Raw genomic sequence first — 20,486 nt, 5'->3', positions numbered from 1 at the left:
CGTGGCTACTTCCGCACGCCGGCGTCGGCCGCGGGTGCGGTGGCCTCGCGAACGAGTTCGTCCGCCGTGACGTAGTGGGGCGCGATGTCCACCGGAACGTCCTTCAGGCGCTCCAGCACCTTGCGCACCGGAGGCCGCACCACGCCCATCTTCGCCAGCAGGGCCTCGGCGGCCTTCCGGTCACCCCTGCCCTGGATTTCCATCAGCTGCTTCGTCAGGGAGGCGACGGACTGCCGCATCTTCTCCGGCACCACGGAGAAGGTTCCATCCGCGTTGACCTTCACCGCGCCGGTGTCGAGGAAGTGATTGAGCTGGAGGGCCACGCCCTTGCCGTGCGCCTCGTCCGTGCCGAAGCGGATGGAGCGGAACGCGGAGGCCAGGAACGTCGTGTACATGGTGCGGCCCATCGACTTGTCGATGACCCCCGTGTCCATCAGTCGCTGGAGCGCCCACAGGCCGGAGATGTCCGCCTTGGCCTCCTCGAGCGCGCTGGAGGCCACCTGGAGCGCCTGCCGCACCGTCGTCGCCTTGCCGCCCACGGTGATGTTGTGCGGCCCCAGGCCGTGCATCAGCTCGTGCATCAGGATGTGCGTGAAGAAGGCATCGAAGGCCACGTCCTTCTGGTCCTTCGCGGACAGCGCCACCTTGGAGATGGGCACCAGGACGCGCTCGAACTTGGCCTCCTGCACGTTCTTCAGCATGACGCGCTTGGAGCCCATGGCCTCCGTGACGCGCTCGTCGTTGGGCAGGTTGTACGCCGCCGTCTGCACGCCGCGGTTGGCGTCACCCGAGGAGAAGAGGCTGTTGACGACGCGGATGGGGGCCAGCGCGCCCAGCTTCGGGTTGCGCAGCTTCGGGTCGATGGGGAGGTTGCTCTCCAATTCCTGGAGGTGGTCGCTGAACTTGGACAGCTTGCCCGTCTCCGCTTCGTCGCGCAGGCCGACGAACGCCTCGAAGGCGGCCTTGTAGTTGAACCAGCCATCCTCGTAGACCTCGTAGGGTCCGACGGTGGGCTCGATGCTCGCGTCCAGCTTCATCCACGCGACTTCGCTGGCGTAGTAGTCGTTGGACAGGAACGCGTCCGCGCGCGAGGTGAGGAACGCCTTGAGCGTGGGCTGCTTCGTCAGCGCGGCGGCCTCGCGGAACAGGGAAGCGGCCAGCGCCAGCTCGCCCTGGTACTCCACGCTGTACGGCACGGTGATGAACTTGCCGTCGGTGCCCTTGCGGATGGTGGTGTAGAAGCCGGTGGCCTCCTTCTGCTGCGCCTCGGGCAGCGCCTTTATCCAGGCCTCGACTTCCGCCTTGGTGGAGCCGGCCGGGTAGAAGTTGCCGGCCTCCGGCTTCGGGGGCACACCGGGCAGGAAGGGCCGCCCCTCGTCGAGGCTGTTCCACGGGCCCTTGTCCAACAGGAACGCGTGCAGGCGCGCGCGGCCCAGGGGCGACTCATCCCTCAAGAGATTCAGCAGCACCGTCTCGCTGCCCGCCCAGCGCTGGCGCAGGAACAGCGCGTCCATCAACTGCGAGGCCTGGACGATGCGGCCCAGCGCGCGGCGCTCGTTGTCGGGCAGGGCCTTCAGGTCCACCCGCAGCTCCACCGGAGCGAAGCGCGCGGTGAGCCGCTGCAGCTCCGCGGCGTCGGGGAACGAGGTGGGGGCTTTCTCCTCGGCGACAGCGGAGCCGGACAGCAGCACCGCCCCGAGCAGGGACAGGAGGGTTCGGTTCATGGCTCTTCCCTACTCCAACCCCGCCCGCCCTCCCAACAATGCGTCGCCCCCGTGTACGTCAGAACATTTCAACCAGACGGTCCCATGACGCGTGACGCGACGCGCGTCGGGGCCTGCTGCCAACATGGGAGAGCCCTGGATTCCCCAGGTTCCTGGAGCCGGCCGAGGGGCTGGCTCATGAAGAGGTTTTCATGACGACGAACCGACTCTCTCTCCTCTCCCGGTGGCGCGCGGCGCTGTGCGTGCTGGCCGGGCTCACCGTGGGCCTCTCGTCGGCCTCCGCGCTCGCGGCGGACGAGGTGAAGCTGCTCAAGGCGGTGAGCACCGTGGGCACCCGCTACGGGCAGACGTGGCAGGACGTCACGTACTTCGTGGTGGTGAAGAACCTGGCCTACGAGAAGCAGGTGGCCATCCACGACAAGCAGCCCGACGGCACCTGGACGGACCTGGCCGCCTCGTACGCGGGCGACGCGGGCGCGGGGCTGGAGCTGTGGAAGGTGACGCGGCAGTACCAGAGCTGGGGGACGACGCCCCAGCCGACGCGCGACCTGGAGTTCGTGGCGAAGTTCACCGTGAATGGCCAGACGTACTGGGACAACAACGGCGGGGCCAACTACCACCTGGGCCGCGCGGACGGGCCGCTGTTGCCGCGCGCCAACGTGCTGGTGGGCACGAGCTACTGGCAGCCTACCGGCGACGTGGACATCGGCATCGACGTGAAGAACCTCGCCTACTCGAAGAACGTCACCGTGGTGTACTCCACGGACGGGTGGGCCACCTCGCACCAGGTCGCCGCCACCTTCACCACCGGGTACTCCGTGGGCTACTCCTACGTCTCCAGCCCCAACGCCCAGGGCGTGGAGCGTTGGCAGGCCCGGATTCCCGCCGGGACGGGCACCCCGGCCTACTACGTCCGCTACGAGGTGAACGGACAGACGTACTGGGACAGCAACTTCGGCTACAACTACCCGCCCATCTACCCTCCCCTGTAACCCACCCGAGGGGGGACCCGGGTGCCAGGCCTTCACGGGCCCGGCCCGACGGCAGGCTCCCGGGCGCCCTCCCCTCGACAAGCTGTTTTCCATGGTTATGGGGAGACGACGCTTGCCGCCCACCCGGGCGCCCGGAGGCCCTGTACCCATGACCGTCGAAGCTGCCCCCCAGCGGGAAACCCACGCCTTCCAGGCGGAGATCAACCAGCTCCTCAGCCTGGTCATCAACTCGCTCTACAGCCACAAGGAGATCTTCCTGCGTGAGCTGGTGTCGAACGCCTCGGACGCGCTCGACAAGCTGCGCTTCCGCGCGATTACGGAGCCGGAGCTCCTGTCGGATGCGCCGGAGCTGGAGCTGCGCATCACCCCCGACGCGGAGAAGAACACGCTCACCATCGAGGACACCGGCATCGGCATGTCCCATGACGAGCTGGTGAAGAACCTGGGCACCATCGCCCACTCCGGCTCGCGCGAGTTCCTCCAGATGGCGACCCAGCGCGGGCAGAAGGACGTGCAGCTCATCGGCCAGTTCGGCGTGGGCTTCTACAGCGCCTACCTCGTCGCGGACCGGGTGGAAGTCGTCAGCCGCGCGGCGGGCAAGGACTCGCAGGCGTGGAAGTGGTCCTCGGAGGCCCACGGCTCCTTCACCGTGGAGCCCGCCGAGCGCGCCGCCCGGGGCACCGCCGTCATCCTCCACCTGAAGGAGGACCAGAAGGAGTTCCTGGACGAGTGGCGGGTGCGCTCGCTGATTACGCAGTACTCCGACTACGTGGGCCACCCCATCAAGCTCCAGGTGAAGAAGACCACCGGGACGGGGGACGACGCGAAGACGGAGGTCGCGCTGGAGGTGGTGAACAAGGCGAGCGCGCTGTGGCAGCGCTCGAAGAGCGAAATCACCGACGAGCAGTACCAGGAGTTCTACAAGCACCTGACCCATGACTGGGACGTGCCGCTGGCGTGGACGCACTTCAGGGCGGACGGCAACCAGCAGTTCACCGGCCTGCTCTTCGTGCCGAAGAACCCGCCGTTCGACTTGAACGCGCAGCAGCAGCGCGGGGTGCGGCTGTTCGTCAAGCGCGTGTTCATCATGGACCGCTGCGAGGAGCTGGTGCCGCAGTGGCTGCGCTTCGTGCGCGGCGTCATCGACTCGGATGACCTGCCGTTGAACGTGTCGCGCGAGCTGCTCCAGGACTCGCAGGTGGTGCGCGCCATCCGCAAGCACGTGGTGAAGAAGTCGCTGGACCTCCTGGAGAAGCTGGCCAAGGACAAGCCCGAGGACTACACGGCGTTCTGGAAGTCCTTCGGCACGGTGCTCAAGGAGGGCCTGGCCACCGAGGCCGAGCACAAGGACAAGCTGGGCGGCCTCCTGCGCTACGAGAGCTCGCGCGAGGAGGGGCTGACGTCGCTTTCGGACTACGTGTCGCGCATGAAGGAGGGCCAGGAGGCGCTCTATTACATGTACGGCGAGTCCCGGAAGGCGGTGGAGGACAGCCCGCACCTGGAGGCGCTGAAGCAGCGCGGCTACGAGGTCCTCTTCATGACGGACCCGGTGGACGAGTGGGCCGCGCAGGGGCTGCGCGAGTTCCAGGGCAAGCCGCTGGTGTCCGCGCTCCAGGCGGACCTGAAGCTGCAGTCCACCGACGAGCAGAAGAAGGAGCACGAGCAGAACTCGGAGGGGCTGAAGGGACTCACCGCGAAGATGAAGGACGTGCTGCAGGACTCGGTGCGCGAGGTGCGCGTGTCGGACCGGCTCACGGACTCGCCGGTGTGCCTCGTGGTGCCGGAGGGCGGCTCGCCGGCGTACCTGGAGCGGCTGCTCCAGCAGCGGGGCAAGGGGATGCCGCGCGTGAAGCGCATCCTGGAGGTCAATCCCAAGCACCCCGTCATCGAGCACCTGAAGGCCGTGCACGAGAAGGACCCCGCGCAGGCGCAGGTGTCCGAGTGGATTGAACTCTTGCATGACCAGGCGCTGCTCACCGAGGGCAGCACCATCTCCGACCCGAACCGCTTCGCGCGTCGGCTGACGTCGCTGCTGACGCAGGTGGCGGGGCAGGCCGCGAAGGCGCCGGTGCCCGAGGTTCCGGCCCCGGCGGTGCCCACGCAGGCCGCGAGCTGACGGCGGCGGCCATGGACCTCCGCCCTGCTTATCCGGGGCTGGAGGTCCGTGGCGGGACTGTTCCGCCGACGTCTGGTGGACAGCGCTGGCGGCCTTTCGCGCAAATCGAGGCCGCGGCATTAGACAGCCTTGTGAGTGATAGGGAATGATGGCCGGATGTCCCAGACCTCCTTCGCCGTCTTCACTTGCGACATCCTTCCGACGGCGGCCCCCTCGGCGCGCGCCGCCATCCAGGGAGTGGTCCGAGCCGAGCTCAGCAAGCCCCGCCGGCGCGTGCGTCAGCCGCTCGGCAACCAGTGGCTGGTGCGCTTCGATGACGGGGGCTTCAACGCCTTCGTCCTGGTGATGAGCACGCTGCGCGCGCGCCACCCGGATGCCTTCCGCTATCTGGTGGTGGGCTGGAATGACATGGGCTCGGTGGCGCTCTATCCGCTGGGTGGAGCGGCGCCCACGACGCTCAGCCTCGTGACGGCGATGGCGGCCGTGGCCTCTGGCGCGGATGAGCTGGCGGCGCCGTTGCTCCTGGCTTCGGGTCCGCTGACCGCGGAGTCGTTCCCCTTGCAGTGGACGGAGGAGGCCGGCGCCGCGGAGGACCTGCTGGGTGCGCCGCCGCCCCGGGCGAAGCGAGCTGCCGCGACGGGCCCCCGGCGAACGGTGACCCGAGCCAGGACGGCGCCCGTGGCTCCGGCGGCGAGCGTCGCCGTGCCGGTCACCGCCAGCGTGGCGGTGGTGCGGGAAGTGGCGCCCGTCGCGAAGGCCCCCGTGGCGCCCACCGTGAGCGCGGCTCCGGCGAGTGTGGGCGAGGAGACGAAGGGCCGTGCGCGCAAGAATGCCCGTCGCAAGGTGGGAAGCGGCAAGGCGCGTGGGAAGCAGGCCGCGAAGCGCGCGGGTGGCAAGAGCGCCGCGAAGGCACCTCGTGCGGAGCGCGCGGCCGAGGCCGCGAAGCGGCGGCGTCCTACCGCGACCAGCAAGCGGTCCGGGGGAGCCCTCAGCCGCAAGCGGCGCGGTGCGACGGTGAGCGCCAAGCGCTCCACGTCCGTCAAGGCGACGCGAGGTGCCGCGGCGAAGGCCAAGGCGCCCAAGGCCCCTCGCGGGGCGACGAAGCGCAAGGGCAAGAACCGCGCTCGCTGAGCCGAAGCCTGAACGCCGCGCTCGTCGATTCGAGATGGAGCGCGGCGCTCGCTGGGCCGCGGCATGAGCCCACGCGCGCGGAGATGTGGCTCGAACACGGTGCTCGCCTCGCAAACGCGGTGCCCACCGTGCGCGCTGCCCTCGCTACGAGTACAGCCCCAGGTCCGTGAGCACGGCCTCGGCCGCGCGTCGCCCCGAGCCCAGCGCACCATGGATGGACGCGCTGTCCCGATGGTCACCGCACACGTAGAGCCCGGGTGACAGTCGAACCGGACGGTGTGGAGGCTCCAGCGCCTCCACCGTCTGCGCGGGCAACGCGAACGGCAGCGAGTACGTCCGCAAATGCCGCCACTCCGCCACGCCCGCGCCAAACCACTCCTTCAATTCCTCGCACACCCGCGCGCGCAGCGCCTCCCCATCCGAGGACACGCCCAGCACCGACACGGACACGAGGGACTGTCCGCGCGGCGCATACGCCGGAGAGACCTCGCTCATCATCGCCACGTTGTTCACCACGCCTCGCCCCTCGCCATTGAGCACCAACCAGGGCCCCTCCACCGGAGGCGCGGGCGCGGCGAAGTAAAGACACGTCACCGCGTTCATCATCGGCACCGGCATGCCGGGCAGCAGCCGTGCCGCGGCCGGCGGGTCCGCGGCCACCACCACCGCCTGCGCACCCACCATCTCCCCGTCCGCCAACCGCGCACGGTGGCCCCACACCTCCGCCACGGGGGCGTGTCCGCGCAGGCACCCGGGAGGCAGCTTCGCGGCGAGCTGCTCGGGAATCGCGCCCATCCCCTGCTCCGGCACGCCCGCGTCCCCCGAGGAGAACATGCGGAAGACGAACTCGAGGAACCTGCTGGACGTCATCAGCGAACGGTCCAGGAAGACGCCCGCCAGGAAGGGCCTGAGGAAGCCCTCCACCATCTCCTCCGTGAAGCCCAGCTCCTCCAGATAGCGCCGCGACGTGCGCTGGGGACGCAGCCACACGTCCACCTCCTCGCCCGAGCGCGCCAACTGCCGCAGCTCCAACACCCGCAACTTGTCCCAGAACGTGCCGACCGAACCGAACAGATGGGCGAGCGCCGTCACGGGCTGACGCAGCGGGTCCACCACCGTGTGCAGCCGCCCGCCCCTCCACACTTTTGCTCCGGGCATGAAGCAATGGAGCTTCAGCGCCTCGACATCCAGTATCCGCTGAGCTTCCGGATAGGCCGTGAGGTACACCTGGAATCCCCGGTCGAGCAGGAAACCCTCGTGCACGTCGGTGCGCACGCGGCCACCCGGCTCCGCTCCGGCCTCCAGGAGCATCACTTTCAAGCGGGATTGGACGAGCGCTCGCGCGCACGCCAGCCCCGATAGTCCCGCGCCCACGACGATGACGTCCGGGTTCGACACGTGCTCTCCCACATCCGCGCTGCCCCCCCTCCATGCTGGGTCGCCTGGAGCGCGAGCCGCAAGTGGCACTGTCGTCCGGGTTGCTCGCGAGCGAACACTGTGCGGAACTGGCAGGCGAGGTTTCGAAACCTCGAGGCCTCACAACGCCGGCTTCCCGGCGTCAATTAGCGGAGAGAAAGCGGGTATCCCCATGTTGATCGTGATGCGACCAGACGCGACGGCCCAGGACATCGAGCGTGTGAACGACGAGATCCGCCGTCGTGGCTGGCAACCGCACGCGATTCCAGGGGGCACTCGCACGGCCATCGGCATCACCGGCAACCCCGGTGCGGTGGAACCCGAACCCTTCCGAGTGCTGCCCGGCGTCGCGGACGCGGTCTCCATCTCCCAGCCCTTCAAGCTCGTCAGCCGCGAGGTGAAGCCGGAGGACACGCAGCTGCGCGTGGGTGACCTCACCATCGGCGGCGCGTCGTTCCACGTCATCGCCGGCCCGTGCTCGGTGGAGTCGCGTGAGCAGATTCTCTCCACCGCGCACGCGGTGAAGAAGGCGGGCGCCACCATGCTGCGCGGTGGAGCGTTCAAGCCTCGCACCAGCCCCTATGAGTTCCAGGGCCTCAAGGGTGACGGCCTGGCGCTGCTCATGGAGGCGCGCAAGGAGACGGGCCTGCTCGTCACCACCGAGGTGAAGGACACCGCGACGCTGGACGCGGTCGACGAAGCCACGGACATCCTGCAGATTGGCGCGCGCAACATGCAGAACTTCAGCCTGCTGGAGGCGGTGGGCGAGCGCCGCAAGCCAGTGCTGCTCAAGCGCGGCATGTCCGCCACCATCAAGGAGCTGTTGATGGCGGCCGAGTACATCGTCGCCCGAGGCAACACCCAGGTCATCCTCTGCGAGCGCGGCATCCGCACGTTCGAGACGATGACGCGCAACACGTTGGACTTGAACGCCGTGCCCATGCTCAAGCAGCTCTCGCACCTGCCCGTCTTCGTGGACCCCTCGCACGGCATCGGCGTGCGCAAGGCGGTGCCGGCGATGATGCGGGCGGCGGTGGCGGTGGGGGCGGACGGCATCATCGTCGAAGTGCACCCGGACCCGCCGCGCGCGAAGTCGGATGGAGCCCAGTCGTTGGACTTCCCCGAGTTCGAGAAATCCATGCACGAAGTGCGAGCGATTGCGCGGGCGATGGGCCGCGAAGTCGTGTCGCTGGGATAGGCGATGACACTCAAGGAAGCGCTGGGCAAGGTGGTGGGCCGGCGCGACCTCACCCGCGAGGAGATGGCCCGGGTCATGGGCCTGATGCTCGCGGGAGAGGCATCGCCTGCTCAAGTGGGGGCGCTGGCGACGGCGCTCAAGATGAAGGGGGAGACGGAGGACGAAATCCTCGGCGCGGCGGAGGCGATGCGAGCCTGCGCGGCGAAGCTGTCTCCCCGGGCGGAAGTGGTGCTCGACACCTGCGGTACCGGGGGTGATGGGGCGCACACCTTCAACATCTCCACCGCGGTGGCCTTCGTGGCCGCCGGGGCGGGGGTGACGGTGGCCAAGCATGGCAACCGCGCCGTCTCCAGTCGGTGTGGCAGCGCGGACGTGCTGGCCGCGCTGGGGGTCTCCATGGAGCGCCCTCATGAGCGCGTGGCGCTCGACATCGACGAGCACGGGGTGGGCTTCCTCTTCGCGCCCTCGCATCACAGCGCGCTGAGGCACGTGGCCCAGGCGCGGCGGGACATGGGCTTTCACAGCATGTTCAACCTGCTGGGCCCGCTGACCAATCCGGCCGGCGCGCGCTATCAGTTGCTGGGCACCTTCGACGGCAAGCGCGTGGAGCAGACCGCGCGCGTGCTGGGACGACTGGGCAGCCGGCGCGCGTGGGTGGTGCACGGCCACGACGGGCTGGACGAAATCTCGCCCTGCTCCCCCACTGAGGTGGCGGAGCTGCGAGAGGACGGCACGGTGCGAGTGTTCACCGTGAGGCCCGAGGACGCGGGGCTGGACCTGGTGCCTCGCGAGGCCATCGCCGGCGGCGACGCGGACGAGAACGCGCAGCGGCTGCGCGCGCTTTTGGCCGGCGAGCGCTCCGGGCTGCGCACGGCGGTGCTGCTCAACGCCGCGGCGGCGCTGGTGGTGGTGGGCATGGTGTCGGACCTGCGCGAGGGCGTTCGGAAGGCGGAGCACGCCATCGACTCAGGGGCGGCGGCGCGCAAGCTGGCTTCGCTCATCCACGGGGCCGTGTCGTGAGCGGGGCACATTCAGGAAGTGCGTCTCCGGCCGCGCCGGGGACGCTGGACCTCATCATGGCGCGCAAGCGACGGGAGCTGGCCCAGCGGCCTCCCCTGTCGCCGCGCGCGCGTCCCGAGCCACGTGACTTCGCGGACGCGCTTCTGCGACGAGCACCGGGGCGCCTGGTGAGTGTCATCGCGGAGGTGAAGCGCAAGAGCCCCTCGGGCGGCGCGTTTCCCCACGCGGACGTGGTGGCGGTGGCCCGGGCCTACGAGGCCGCGGGGGCCAGTGCCATCAGCGTGCTGACGGACGGGCCGGACTTCGGTGGCGCGCTGGAGGACCTCGTCGCCGTGCGAGCGGCGGTGTCGGTGCCGGTGCTGCGCAAGGACTTCCTCGTCGCGGCGCGCGAGGTGGAGGAGAGCGCGCTGTGGGGCGCGGACGCGGTGCTGCTCATCGCGGATGCGCTGGAGGATGGCGAGCTGCGGGAGATGCTCGCCACGGCGCGCGCGGTGAAGGTGGCCGCGCTGGTGGAGGCTCATACGGAGGCGCACGCCGAGCGAGCCCTGGCGGCGGGCGCGGAGCTGGTGGGCATCAACAACCGGGACCTGGCCACGTTGAAGACGGACGTGGGCACGGCGTTGCGGGTGATGCCTCGGCTTCGGACTCGCGCTCGGGTCCTGGTGGCCGAAAGCGGGCTCAAGTCCGTAACGGAGCTGGTGTCGGCGCGTGAGGCCGGAGCTGACGCGGTGCTGGTGGGTGAGTCGCTCTTGCGCGACGCGGACCCTGGACGGGCGCTGCGGCGGCTGCTCGGCGAGGAAGGCCTGTCACCGTGAGCGTTCGGGTGAAGGTCTGTGGTGTCACCCGGCTGGAGGATGCTCGAGGCGCGTGGGAGGCGGGCGCGGATGCGCTCGGGCTCAACTTCTACGCGCGCTCTCCCCGGTGCGTGGACGTGGCCACGGCGGCGGCGCTGGCGCGGACCCGGCCGCCGCTGGGCGCGGTGGTGGGCGTGTTCGTCAACGCCTCGCCGGACGACATCCGGGCGAAGGTGCGGGAGTGCGGCCTCACGGCGGTGCAGCTCCATGGGGACGAGCCTCCGGAGGCCTGCTCGGGGTACGGAGTGCCGGTCATCAAGGCGCTGCGCGTGCAGGGTCCGGATGATGTGGCGCGGGCGCGGACGTATCTGGGAGTGGGAGACGTGGCCGGGCTGCTGTTGGACGGGGCGGCGCCGGGGTATGGCGGGGGCGGCGTGGGCTTCGACTGGTCGCTGGTGGCGGGGCTGTCGGGGCATGGCGTGCCGGTGTTGGTGGCGGGTGGATTGAAGCCCTCCAACGTGGCGGAGGCGGTGCGCGCGACGCGGCCGTACGGAGTGGACGTGGCCAGCGGGGTGGAGTCGGCCCCGGGCATCAAGGACATGGACGCGGTGCGCGCCTTCGTGCGGGCCGCGAAGTCCATCAACCTCTGGGAGTGACAGGGATGAACACGGAGACTGCCGCCGGTCGCTTCGGGCGCTTCGGCGGGCGCTACGTGCCGGAGACGCTCGTCCCGGCGCTGATGGAACTGGAAGAGGCGTACGCGGCGGCTCGCGCGGACCCGACGTTCGACGCGGAAGTGGCGCGGGTGCTGCGCGAGTTCGTGGGCAGGCCCACGACGCTGACGCCCGCGCGCCGGCTGACCGAGGCGTGGGGGGGCGCGCACGTCTGGCTCAAGCGCGAGGACCTGGCGCACACGGGCGCGCACAAAATCAACAACACCGTGGGGCAGGTGTTGCTCGCGTTGCGCATGGGCAAGAAGCGCATCATCGCGGAGACGGGCGCGGGCCAGCACGGCGTCGCGACGGCCACCGCGTGCGCGCTCTTTGGCCTGCCGTGCGAGGTGTACATGGGCGCGCTGGACGTGGAGCGGCAGGCGCTCAACGTCTTCCGGATGCGCGCGCTGGGCGCGGTGGTGCGCCCCGTGGAGTCGGGCTCGCGGACGCTGAAGGACGCGATGAACGAGGCCATGCGCACCTGGGTGTCGCAGGTATCGGACACGCACTACGTCATCGGCAGCGCGGCGGGGCCGCATCCGTATCCGACGGTGGTGCGCGACTTCCAGGCCATCATCGGCAAGGAGCTGCGCACGCAGGCGCAGGCCGCCTTCGGGAAGCTGCCGGATGCGATTGTGGCGTGCGTGGGTGGCGGTTCGAATGCGATTGGCGTGCTGCATCCGTTCATCGGCGACGCGAGCGTCCGGCTCATCGGCGTGGAGGCGGGAGGCCATGGGCTGGACTCGGGTCAGCATGGTGCGTCGCTGACGCTGGGCTCGGAGGGCGTGTTGCACGGCTCGCGCTCGCTGGTGTTGCAGGACGGGGACGGACAGATTCAGGAGGCGCACAGCATCTCGGCGGGCCTGGACTATCCGGGCGTGGGGCCGGAGCTGGCGCATCTGGCGAAGACGGGGCGCATGGAAGTGCGCACGGCCACGGACGACGAGGCGCTGGCGGCGTTCTACGAGGTGGCCCGGATGGAGGGCATCCTCCCCGCGCTGGAGACGTCGCATGCGTTCGCGCGAGGCAGGGAGCTGGCGCGGGAGCTGGGCGTGGGTAGGTACCTGGTCATCAACTGCTCGGGCCGAGGGGACAAGGACGTCGCGACGATTTCCGCGCGAGGCGTCCCGCCCGCGGTGGGGGTGAAGGCGTGAGCGGCGATATCGCGAAGGCGTTCGCACGGGCGAAGGCGCGGGGTGAAGGCGCGCTGGTGGCGTACGCCATGGCGGGAGACCCGGACCTGCCGCGCTCGGTGGACGTGTTCACCGCGCTGGTGGAGGGTGGCGCGGACATCGTCGAGGTGGGCGTGGCGTTCAGCGACCCCATCGCCGACGGGCCCGTCATCCAGGGCGCCGCGGAGCGCGCGCTGAAGGCGGGCTCCACGTTGAAGCGCGTGCTGGAGGAGGTGGTGCCGGAGGTTCGTCGGCGCTGCCCGGAGACGCCACTGGTCATCATGACGTACGTCAACGTCATCATGGCGATGGGTGAGGAGCGCTTCGCGAAGCTGGCGCGTGAGCGCGGCGTGTCGGGAGCCATCCTTCCGGACCTGCCGCCCGAGGAGAGCGGGAGCCTGCGCGCCACGTTCGACGCGGCAGGCGTGGACCTGATTCCGCTGTGCGCGCCGACGACGCCGCGAGCGCGAGCGGAGGCCATCGCGAAGGACGCGCGCGGCTTCGTGTACTGCGTGTCGGTGGCGGGCGTGACGGGCATGCGCGCCGAGCTGCCGCCGGACCTGTCGCAGCGGTTGGACCTGGTGCGCAACGCCTCGCCGGTGCCGGTCGTCGCGGGCTTCGGCATCTCCAGCGCGGACCAGGCGCGGACATTGTCGGCGCATGCGGACGGCGTGGTGGTGGGCAGCGCCATCGTCCGGGCCGCGCACGCCGACGGGCCTCAGGCCGCCAAGGCGCTCTGCGCTGAAATCAAGCGCGGCCTGAAGCGCTGAGCGAAGAGGCTCGGATACGAGGGAGAACGGTGCGAGGAACCCGTCCTCGCGCATCGCCTCTCTCGTACCGCACGCGAAACTATCGGGACGCGTCACCCTGGACCATCTGCATGGCGAAGGGTGCGCACCTGCCATGTAGGAATCGTGATGAGACCGTGAGGAACCCCAAGCCCTCGCCATGTCTCATGACGGCCTTTCCGACGGAGTTGGAGAGGAGTCCTTCATGAGATGTGACAGCTGGGCCGGAGTGATGGCGACGGCACTGCTCGCGGCGAGCCCCACGCACGCGCAGATGGAACCACAAGCAGTCTCCCCACTGGCGTGCCTGCTCACGGCATCGCATGGGGCGCTCCGAATCCACTTCGAAATCAATCGCTGTTACTTCAGCGAGTCGGGGACGGTGAACCTCGTCCTGACGCCCTTCGTGGCGAAGATTGAAGGAGGATACGACTCAGGGCTCTACTTCAGCCTCCGAGTGTCACAGCGGACGCTCTCACCCATCGCCGGATACCAGATGGTCCGCGAGCTGGTGGATGCAGCCACCCAGCAAGAGACAGCGCCCGATTGCGGAGACAATGGGAGCTATCGGGCGGCCCTTGAGTGGAGCTGCGATACCCGGAGCGCCGCCGGCTGGCAGACCACTGTGCTTAGCGCCCCCACCTGCTACGCGGACGTCTTTCCCGATCTTCCCTATGGGACCGCTACGCACAAGGGGACCGCCGTGGACACGAAAGCGGAGGAGCCGTTCTACCTGCGCGCCTACGGCATCCATCGCGTTGCGAACCGGATGCTCCGAGAGGGCCTGCGCTGACCCGCCAGCAAGGCGCGAGCACGCGGCGGAAATCCAGGGGTGTCCCACCCGAATCGCCTCACGCGGACCGCGCTCGTCGCCCGCGAGCCACAACCATTCCAAGCAGCCCCAGGAACGTCAGCGCGGAGACGCCCAGGCCCCACCGCGCGGGCAGGTCTCGATAGACCATCGTCACCTGATGGCGGCCCGCCTTCACCGGCACGGCACGCACCGCGACGTTGGCTGGAAGAATCGGAGCCTCCACGCCATCCACCGACGCGGTCCACCCCGGGAACCACGCGTCATTCACGACGAGCACCGCGTCGCGAGCGCTCTCCACCTCAAACACCAGGGACTCCGCCTCGTACCGCTCCACCCTCACCTGCCCTCCCACGGCGGACGTGTCCCCCGTGGCCAGGCCGGGCCCGGCCGCACCACACTCGACGAGCGCCACCCGACCGGAGCGAACGAGCGTGTCCTCCAACAGCGGCATCGCGGTCTCATACGAGTCGACACAGCGGGCATTCGCCAGGAACACACGCGGCAGGACTCCCGGGTGCTCCACCATCACCGCCCCCAGCGAAGCGTCCGCTCCCACGAGCTTCCTTCCCGCGGCCTCGAGTGGCTTCCACTCCATGACCGGGTGGACTGAATAGGCCACCGAGAACAGGGGGGCTCGTACGAGGAACCACGGCGTCACTTCCTTGACGATAGCGCGCACCCGCCGGCTCCCGCCGGGCAGGTGCACCTCCGCGCTCTCCAGTCCCCACAGGCCCGGCGTGTCCGGCATGAGCGTCTGCACCGAGCCGAGCGAGCGCCGCTGCAGCGGATCAAGCCCCTCTATCTTCGACGTGAGCCCAGCCACGTCATAGTGGGAGGCCACCCGAACGGGCACCCGCTCCTCCACGCGAGGGCGCGCGAGGATTTCCTCGACGAACGGAGGCGGCGTGGACAGCACCTCGGGCGTAAGCAATTCATAGAGCCCCTCACTCGCCACGGCGCTCGACACGAACTGCGTCACCAGCAACACCCCAGCGCTCCAGCGAGGCTGGAGCATCCCGCCCCCGCAGAGCGCCGCGCCCGCCGAGGCCACGAGACAGACGACGACGAACCGCGACGAGAGCAACTCGCGAAGGTCCTCCGGCATCTCCGGCCAGCGAGGCACCAACAATCCCGAGGTGAAGGCCTGACCCCACCGCTCGGCCGCGGCGAGCACGAGACACCCCACCACCACCGTCACCGCCAGCCGGAGAAAGGCCCGTCGAGCCTCGCCCTGGAACACGCCCTTCCATCCCAATGCCGCCAGGAAACAAACACCCAGCCCCAGGAAGGGAACGAGCTTGGAGGGGTAGCGGAACACGCGCCATGGAGGGACCCACGCATAGGCGGCCCCGTAGAGCGGCAGCGCATCCCCCAGCGAAAGCCCCAGGGCGAGCAGCCACACGCTCCCCCACAGCCACAGCGTCCGTGAACGACGATGTCGCCACGCGCCCGCCCCCGCGAGGAGGAGCACGGGCACCCCCAGGTGGATGGAGCTCACCCAGAAGCTCGCGAAGCCCGAGGGAGCCAGCTTGATGACGACGGCCGTCGACGCCTCTGGTACCTGCTCGGGAAACACCAGATACGGCCCCAGCAACGGTTCGAGCAGCCGCAGTGGATGGAGCGAGAACTCCTGCGCGATGTCGAGCGTCCGGCCCCCCGCTTCAGCCGTTCCCATCAAGGCCACGGACGAGAACAACTGCGGCGCGGCCAGCAGAGTCCCCACCCCGAGCACCCCCAACATGGCCAACAGCCGGGAGCGCTGAGCGACAGCGGGCCCGGAGAGCGCGAGCAACACCACCAGCCCATACGTCACACAGAAGGCCTGCACGTCCCCCGCGAACAACACGAGCGCGAGCAACGCTCCCGCGAGCAACAACCGCCGCGGCCCCGGCGCGCGAAGCTGTCGCTCCGACGCCCACAGCGCCCATGGAACCGTGGCCGCGGCCATCAGGTAGCAGAGGTTGTTGGTGATGCAGACCAGGTAGCCGCTGAAGGCATACGCCATCCCCGCCAGGAACGCGCCCGGCCGAGGCACCTCCCACAGTCGAGTCAGCGCATATCCCCCCAGCAGCGCGACCGGGAAACACAGCAGGATGTTCGCGTTGAAGGCCTGGTCCAGCGAGAGCAACAGGTACAGCAACTTGCTCGGATGAAAAGGCGCGACGACCAGCGTGCCCGCGTAGGGCTGACCGAACCCATCCAGCGTCAGCCACTCCGGAAACCGGCCCGCCAGCACCGCCTCGCGCCAGTAGTGGAACACCGGCAGGTAGACGTGCAGCGAATCGCGCTCGCTGAACATCTCCCCCGTGAGCGGCACCCGGTGGAAGTAGAGCGCCGTCAGGCCCAGGGCACAGGCCACCAGCAACAGCCACTCGGACCGCGCGGAATGTACGCGCGCGCGCTGCGAAGGCTCACTCGAAGGAAGGGCGGGGGAAGTGGATTCTGGAGAGGACACGCGAGCAGCCCTGGGCGAGGCATCGCCCGGCGCGAGCATAGTTCAGGACGCGTGCCCGGCACGGCAGAAGCACCGCACCTCGCCACCTCAAGGAGAGGCCGAGCGAGCCTTCTCCCAGATGGCCCGGTAGTCATACGTCGGGTAGAACTCCGTGCGGAACGCGCCCCACGCGCCCTTCTCGAACGCGAGGTTCACCTCGCGCAGTTTCTCGGGAGGAAGCCGCACGGTGACGACCTGTCCCACGCCCATCATCACGTACCAGGACACCACCTCCACGCCGGGCGGCGGGAAGCTCTTGCGAAAGCCCGTGCGGTCCAGGTGCGCGTTGATCTCCTCCAGCGTCTTGCCCTGGTCGTGCTTCATGAAGATGGTCAGCAACATCGTGCCGTCCGTGCTGGCCCCCTTCCCCGCGGGAGCCTGCGCATGTCCCGGCAAGGCCAGCGTCGAGGCCAGGAGCAACGCGAGGACGGTGGAAGCCTGGGGCAAGGGGCGGAGGTGACGCATGCGTGACTCCTCGGGAGCAACGTGAATCACCCCAGGGTGCGGTGGACGACGCACGGGTTCAAGCCACGCGCGTCCGTCGTTGGACAGCGGACCAGATGAAGCGCGCGCCTGGCACGGCGTGGATGGCACAATCCGACCAATGAAAACGCGGGGTCCGCAGGTGGTGCTCGTCCGTCACGGAGAGACGGCATGGAGCCGCAGTGGCCAGCACACGGGGCGCACGGACGTCCCGCTGCTGGAGGAGGGTCGGAAGATGGCGGCGCTGCTCGGCGCCCCCCTGCGCGCCTGGACCTTCTCCCAGGTGTGGAGCAGCCCCCTGAGCCGGGCCTTCGAGACCTGCGCGCTGGCCGGCTACGGCGACGCGGCCCAGCGGCGTGATGACCTCATGGAGTGGGACTACGGCGACCACGAGGGCCGCACCGGCGCGGAGATTCGCGTGGAGCACCCCGGCTGGACGGTGTGGAAGGACGGAGTGCCCCACGGCGAGACAGTGCAACAGGTGGGCGCTCGCGCGGACCAGGTCATCGCCGATGCCCGCGAGGAGAAGGGAGACATCCTCATCTTCTCCCACGGCCACTTCCTGCGCGTGCTCGCCTCGCGGTGGCTGGGCCTCCCGCCGGATGATGGCCGACTGTTCCTCTTGAGCACCGGCTCCATCAGCGTGCTCGGCTCCGACGGAGATGCCGCCCAGCCGGCACTCGCCGGCTGGAACGACACCACCCACCTCAAGGGGTGAGCCACGCCACGCGGCGCGGGCTCAGCACTCTCCGCAGCTCAGCACGGAACCACTGCTCGTCTGCTCGTAGTCAGTGCACGAGGCGCCCGCCGGATTGAAGCACACGCGATAGCGCTCCTGCGCGCCCATGAGCGCGGGGTTGGGCTCGCGGTAGAGGATGCCGCAACACGGGGGCAGCAACTCCGCGCCGTCCTTCGCGGGAGGCGCCTCGGCGGCGACGCCGTTCGGACAGCCCCAGGGGTCCTCCTCGCAGACCCAGCGCGTGCCACAGGCGGAATTGATGCCGCAGTAGCTCCCACCCACGGAGTACCAGGGAGACCAGTTCGCGCAGGAGTCGTAGCCCGGGCACATGCCCAACGCCGAGTCCACGCTGGTCAGCTCCATCTCCTCCACCGGTACGCCCTGTCCACCTTCCGCGGACGACGCGCCTCCGCACGCGCCCAGCATCAGCGCGCCGAACACCACGGCAAGACCGCGCAACACCACGCTTCGGTTTCTCATCGAGGCTCCCTTCCGGCGCCGACCCCGGGAGGGGGCCTCGGTCGCCGGAAGGGCGATGCTACGCATGCGGGTTTCCACGCCCTGGAGCCCTGCTTCGTCGCAATCCAGACAGAGTCAGTCGAGCGACAATGACCCAGCCCCACAGGGCGATTCCCTTCTCTACAGGCGCCCCTCCAGGAAGTTCTTCACCAGGGTGGGTCCCTCGGGAGTCAGCACGCTCTCCGGATGGAACTGGAAGCCCACCACGGGCTTCTCGCGGTGGCGCAGCGCCATGACGAGCCCGTCCTGGCTCCACGCGATGGGCTCCAGTTCGGACGGCAGCGAGGACGCCTCCACGATGAGCGAGTGGTAGCGCGCGGCCTGGAACCCCTGGCTCGCGCCGGTGAAGACACCCGAGCCTCCGTGCTGGATGCGCGCGGACTTGCCGTGCACCGGCTCCGGTGCGCGTATCACCTTGCCGCCAAAGGCCGCGCCAATGGACTGATGTCCCAGGCACACGCCCAGCACCGGCACGCGGGACTGGGCAATCGCGGCCACACTGATTCCGGCCTCATGCGGCGTACAGGGGCCCGGGGAAATCACCAGGTGCGAGGCCCCCTGGGCCGCGACACCCGCGATATCGAGCGTGTCATTGCGCACCACCTTCACCTCGGCGCCCAGCGTGTAGAGGAGCTGGACGAGGTTGAAGGTGAATGAGTCGTAGTTGTCGATGACGAGAATCATCGGCCACCTCCCTCACGAGCCAGCCGGAGCGCGGCGGCCATGGCGCCCGCCTTGGCCTCCGTCTCATCGGCTTCCTTCGACGGCACCGAGTCCGCCACCAGTCCCGCGCCCGCGGTCCACATGGTCCGGTCTCCATCCACGAAGAAGGTGCGCAAGGCGATGGCCACATCCAGCGTGCCGCAGAAGGACAGGTAGCCCACCGCGCCCGAGTAGGGCCCGCGCCGCTGCACCTCCAGCTCGTCGATGATCTGCATCGCGCGAATCTTCGGCGCCCCGGACACGGTGCCAGCGGGGAAGGTGCTGGCCAGCGCATCGAGCGCGTCGAACTTCGAGTCCAGCTTCCCGCGCACCTGCGAGACGATGTGCATCACGTGGCTGTAGCGCTCGATGACCATCAGGTCCTCGACGCGCACCGAGCCCGGCGCCGCCACGCGACCCACGTCATTGCGGCCCAGGTCCACCAGCATGATGTGCTCGGCGCGTTCCTTCTCGTCCGCGAGCAGCTCCTTCTCCAACGCCAGGTCCTCCGCCTCGGAGGCTCCGCGCCGCCGCGTGCCGGCGATGGGGCGCACCACCACGTCCCCGTCGCGCACCTGCACGAGCAGCTCCGGCGATGCACCCACCAGCGCGCGCGCCTCGCCCAGCTCCACCAGGAACAGGTACGGCGAGGGGTTCACGCGCCGCAACGCGCGATAGAGCGACAAGGGAGGAGGCGCGCCTCGCGACTCGAAGCGTCGCGCGAGCACCACCTGGAAGATGTCGCCCGCGCGGATGTATTCCTTGGAGCGCTCCACCGCGGCCTCGTAGCTGGCGCGGTCCCAGCAGGCCACGGGCTCCCCATCGCCCTTCATGCGAGGCGAAGGTGCATAGGCCTCCGGAGGCAGCGGCTTGAGGAGTCGCTCGGCCATGGACTGCGCGCGGTCCTCCGCGTCCTTCAGCGCGACGGCCACGCTGGCATGCAGCGAGGGCCGGGCGATGGCGGTGACCTTGAGCGTCCCCGTGCGCGAGTCGTGGGTGACGAAGTCCTCGGAGATGAGCCACTCGGAGTCCGGAAAGGACGTGTCGCGAGGGTGCCGGTCCGGAACGGTAGGCTCCATCCACGAGACGCAGTTGTAGTCCATGTACCCCACGAGCCCGCCGAGGAACGGGGCCTCACCGGGGAGCCGGGCCACCGAGAGCTCACGCCACAAGGAGCGCAGCACGTCCATCGGCTTGCCGTCGCGCCGCTCCTCGCGCGAGCCACGCCACACGGTGGCGCCGTGCGCGTCCAGGCGCACGCGACCCGCGGCGTGGGTGCCCACGTGGCTGTAGCGCCCGAAGCGCTCGCCGCCGTAGCACGACTCGAGGATGAAACCGCGCGAGCCTCCGCCCAGCTTCAGATACGCCGACAGCGGCGTGTCGAGGTCCGCCGGCAACTCCACCGAGACCGGCACTGCCTCGCCCTGCTCCGCGCGCTGGCGGTAGGCCGCCTTCCGCTCCTGTGCATCCATGGTCATGACCTCTCCCCCGCTACCGCATTGTCTCCGTCCTCCAGACGACCGAGGACTTCGCTCCGGGTGGAGACTCCCGCGCGACCTTCAAGCGCACGCAAGCCGCGCTCCCGTAGCGCGGTCCTCGGTGTAGCGCGGCGGACGTGTCCCGGCGAGGACCATCGGCGAGCCCCTGGGCCGCCATTCCCGGTGAAGCCGT

Annotated in this window: 18 protein-coding genes; 11 read left to right on the top strand and 7 right to left on the bottom strand. The window is 69.5% G+C overall.

Features of this window, described 5'->3' with window-relative positions:
- Positions 1–5: 5 nt before the first annotated feature.
- Complete coding sequence (locus HUA75_RS00740) at positions 6–1,724, bottom strand: hypothetical protein (RefSeq protein WP_174485281.1); 1,719 nt, start codon at positions 1,722–1,724, stop codon at positions 6–8.
- Positions 1,725–1,915: 191 nt separating this feature from the next.
- Here HUA75_RS00740 and HUA75_RS00735 point away from each other — a divergent pair, with 191 nt between their 5' ends.
- From HUA75_RS00735 to HUA75_RS00725, 3 genes are all read left to right on the top strand, one after another.
- Positions 1,916–2,716: an endonuclease gene (locus HUA75_RS00735; RefSeq protein WP_174485280.1), complete on the top strand. Its 801-nt coding sequence runs from the start codon at positions 1,916–1,918 to the stop codon at positions 2,714–2,716.
- Between the two features lie 148 nt (positions 2,717–2,864).
- Complete coding sequence (gene htpG, locus HUA75_RS00730) at positions 2,865–4,832, top strand: molecular chaperone HtpG (protein WP_141648892.1); 1,968 nt, start codon at positions 2,865–2,867, stop codon at positions 4,830–4,832.
- Between the two features lie 156 nt (positions 4,833–4,988).
- Complete coding sequence (locus tag HUA75_RS00725) at positions 4,989–5,963, top strand: hypothetical protein (protein ID WP_174485279.1); 975 nt, start codon at positions 4,989–4,991, stop codon at positions 5,961–5,963.
- Positions 5,964–6,107: 144 nt separating this feature from the next.
- Here the strand turns inward: HUA75_RS00725 and HUA75_RS00720 are convergent, their stop codons facing one another.
- Positions 6,108–7,361, bottom strand: coding sequence for an NAD(P)/FAD-dependent oxidoreductase (locus tag HUA75_RS00720; RefSeq protein ID WP_174457619.1), 1,254 nt, complete (start codon positions 7,359–7,361; stop codon positions 6,108–6,110).
- 190 nt (positions 7,362–7,551) lie between these two features.
- Between HUA75_RS00720 and aroF the strand changes: the two genes are divergently transcribed.
- The 7 genes from aroF to HUA75_RS00685 all read left to right on the top strand — a co-directional run bounded on the left by aroF (position 7,552) and on the right by HUA75_RS00685 (position 13,857).
- A complete protein-coding gene (gene aroF / locus HUA75_RS00715; RefSeq protein ID WP_141648895.1) occupies positions 7,552–8,577 on the top strand; it encodes a 3-deoxy-7-phosphoheptulonate synthase in 1,026 nt (341 codons plus the stop codon).
- Positions 8,578–8,580: 3 nt separating this feature from the next.
- Complete coding sequence (gene trpD / locus HUA75_RS00710) at positions 8,581–9,597, top strand: anthranilate phosphoribosyltransferase (RefSeq protein WP_174457620.1); 1,017 nt, start codon at positions 8,581–8,583, stop codon at positions 9,595–9,597.
- 56 nt (positions 9,598–9,653) lie between these two features.
- On the top strand, positions 9,654–10,412 hold the full coding sequence (locus tag HUA75_RS00705; RefSeq protein WP_174485278.1) for an indole-3-glycerol-phosphate synthase: 759 nt from the start codon (positions 9,654–9,656) through the stop codon (positions 10,410–10,412).
- Positions 10,409–11,047, top strand: a complete 639-nt coding sequence (locus HUA75_RS00700; protein WP_174485277.1) for a phosphoribosylanthranilate isomerase — start codon at positions 10,409–10,411, stop codon at positions 11,045–11,047. Before HUA75_RS00705 ends, HUA75_RS00700 begins: the two co-directional genes overlap by 4 nt.
- A gap of 5 nt (positions 11,048–11,052) precedes the next feature.
- Positions 11,053–12,258: a tryptophan synthase subunit beta gene (trpB, locus tag HUA75_RS00695; protein WP_141647855.1), complete on the top strand. Its 1,206-nt coding sequence runs from the start codon at positions 11,053–11,055 to the stop codon at positions 12,256–12,258.
- A complete protein-coding gene (gene trpA, locus HUA75_RS00690; RefSeq protein WP_174463178.1) occupies positions 12,255–13,046 on the top strand; it encodes a tryptophan synthase subunit alpha in 792 nt (263 codons plus the stop codon). Before trpB ends, trpA begins: the two co-directional genes overlap by 4 nt.
- A 223-nt stretch (positions 13,047–13,269) precedes the next feature.
- Positions 13,270–13,857, top strand: a complete 588-nt coding sequence (locus HUA75_RS00685; protein ID WP_174485276.1) for a hypothetical protein — start codon at positions 13,270–13,272, stop codon at positions 13,855–13,857.
- 58 nt (positions 13,858–13,915) lie between these two features.
- Here the strand turns inward: HUA75_RS00685 and HUA75_RS00680 are convergent, their stop codons facing one another.
- The gene (locus HUA75_RS00680) at positions 13,916–16,243 is read right to left on the bottom strand and encodes a hypothetical protein (protein ID WP_174485275.1); all 2,328 of its coding nucleotides are present in this window, start codon (positions 16,241–16,243) and stop codon (positions 13,916–13,918) included.
- A 177-nt stretch (positions 16,244–16,420) separates the two neighbouring features.
- Positions 16,421–16,837, bottom strand: coding sequence for a hypothetical protein (locus HUA75_RS00675; RefSeq protein WP_141647859.1), 417 nt, complete (start codon positions 16,835–16,837; stop codon positions 16,421–16,423).
- 139 nt (positions 16,838–16,976) lie between these two features.
- On the opposite strand from HUA75_RS00675, the gene HUA75_RS00670 reads away from it, so the two are divergent.
- Complete coding sequence (locus HUA75_RS00670; RefSeq protein WP_174463177.1) at positions 16,977–17,573, top strand: histidine phosphatase family protein; 597 nt, start codon at positions 16,977–16,979, stop codon at positions 17,571–17,573.
- Positions 17,574–17,594: 21 nt separating this feature from the next.
- Here the strand turns inward: HUA75_RS00670 and HUA75_RS00665 are convergent, their stop codons facing one another.
- From HUA75_RS00665 to HUA75_RS00655, 3 genes are all read right to left on the bottom strand, one after another.
- Entirely contained in the window at positions 17,595–18,074 is a 480-nt protein-coding gene (locus tag HUA75_RS00665; protein WP_141647861.1) for a hypothetical protein, read from the bottom strand.
- Between the two features lie 159 nt (positions 18,075–18,233).
- Positions 18,234–18,797, bottom strand: a complete 564-nt coding sequence (locus tag HUA75_RS00660) for an aminodeoxychorismate/anthranilate synthase component II (protein WP_141647862.1) — start codon at positions 18,795–18,797, stop codon at positions 18,234–18,236.
- The gene (locus tag HUA75_RS00655) at positions 18,794–20,287 is read right to left on the bottom strand and encodes an anthranilate synthase component I family protein (RefSeq protein ID WP_174485884.1); all 1,494 of its coding nucleotides are present in this window, start codon (positions 20,285–20,287) and stop codon (positions 18,794–18,796) included. The genes HUA75_RS00660 and HUA75_RS00655 overlap by 4 nt, the downstream gene beginning before the upstream one ends.
- Positions 20,288–20,486 lie beyond the last annotated feature (199 nt).

Origin of the sequence: Myxococcus sp. CA040A, assembly GCF_013336725.1 — a bacterium.
Taxonomy (GTDB): Bacteria; Myxococcota; Myxococcia; order Myxococcales; family Myxococcaceae; genus Myxococcus; species Myxococcus llanfairpwllgwyngyllgogerychwyrndrobwllllantysiliogogogochensis.
The sequence above is the reverse complement of the archived record's forward strand: the minus strand, read 5'-3'. Positions and strand labels throughout refer to the sequence as shown.

What these genes read in the sequence shown, in the direction of transcription:
- trpD (WP_174457620.1), top strand. Translation starts at nt 8,581, where the DNA reads ATGACACTCAAGGAAGCGCTGGGCAAGGTGGTGGGCCGGCGCGACCTC.
- trpB (WP_141647855.1), top strand. Translation starts at nt 11,053, where the DNA reads ATGAACACGGAGACTGCCGCCGGTCGCTTCGGGCGCTTCGGCGGGCGC.
- HUA75_RS00705 (WP_174485278.1), top strand. Translation starts at nt 9,654, where the DNA reads ATGGCGCGCAAGCGACGGGAGCTGGCCCAGCGGCCTCCCCTGTCGCCG.
- HUA75_RS00675 (WP_141647859.1), bottom strand. Translation starts at nt 16,837, where the DNA reads ATGCGTCACCTCCGCCCCTTGCCCCAGGCTTCCACCGTCCTCGCGTTG.
- HUA75_RS00735 (WP_174485280.1), top strand. Translation starts at nt 1,916, where the DNA reads ATGACGACGAACCGACTCTCTCTCCTCTCCCGGTGGCGCGCGGCGCTG.
- HUA75_RS00670 (WP_174463177.1), top strand. Translation starts at nt 16,977, where the DNA reads ATGAAAACGCGGGGTCCGCAGGTGGTGCTCGTCCGTCACGGAGAGACG.
- HUA75_RS00665 (WP_141647861.1), bottom strand. Translation starts at nt 18,074, where the DNA reads ATGAGAAACCGAAGCGTGGTGTTGCGCGGTCTTGCCGTGGTGTTCGGC.
- HUA75_RS00655 (WP_174485884.1), bottom strand. Translation starts at nt 20,287, where the DNA reads ATGGATGCACAGGAGCGGAAGGCGGCCTACCGCCAGCGCGCGGAGCAG.
- HUA75_RS00740 (WP_174485281.1), bottom strand. Translation starts at nt 1,724, where the DNA reads ATGAACCGAACCCTCCTGTCCCTGCTCGGGGCGGTGCTGCTGTCCGGC.
- HUA75_RS00660 (WP_141647862.1), bottom strand. Translation starts at nt 18,797, where the DNA reads ATGATTCTCGTCATCGACAACTACGACTCATTCACCTTCAACCTCGTC.
- HUA75_RS00685 (WP_174485276.1), top strand. Translation starts at nt 13,270, where the DNA reads ATGAGATGTGACAGCTGGGCCGGAGTGATGGCGACGGCACTGCTCGCG.
- HUA75_RS00725 (WP_174485279.1), top strand. Translation starts at nt 4,989, where the DNA reads ATGTCCCAGACCTCCTTCGCCGTCTTCACTTGCGACATCCTTCCGACG.
- aroF (WP_141648895.1), top strand. Translation starts at nt 7,552, where the DNA reads ATGTTGATCGTGATGCGACCAGACGCGACGGCCCAGGACATCGAGCGT.
- htpG (WP_141648892.1), top strand. Translation starts at nt 2,865, where the DNA reads ATGACCGTCGAAGCTGCCCCCCAGCGGGAAACCCACGCCTTCCAGGCG.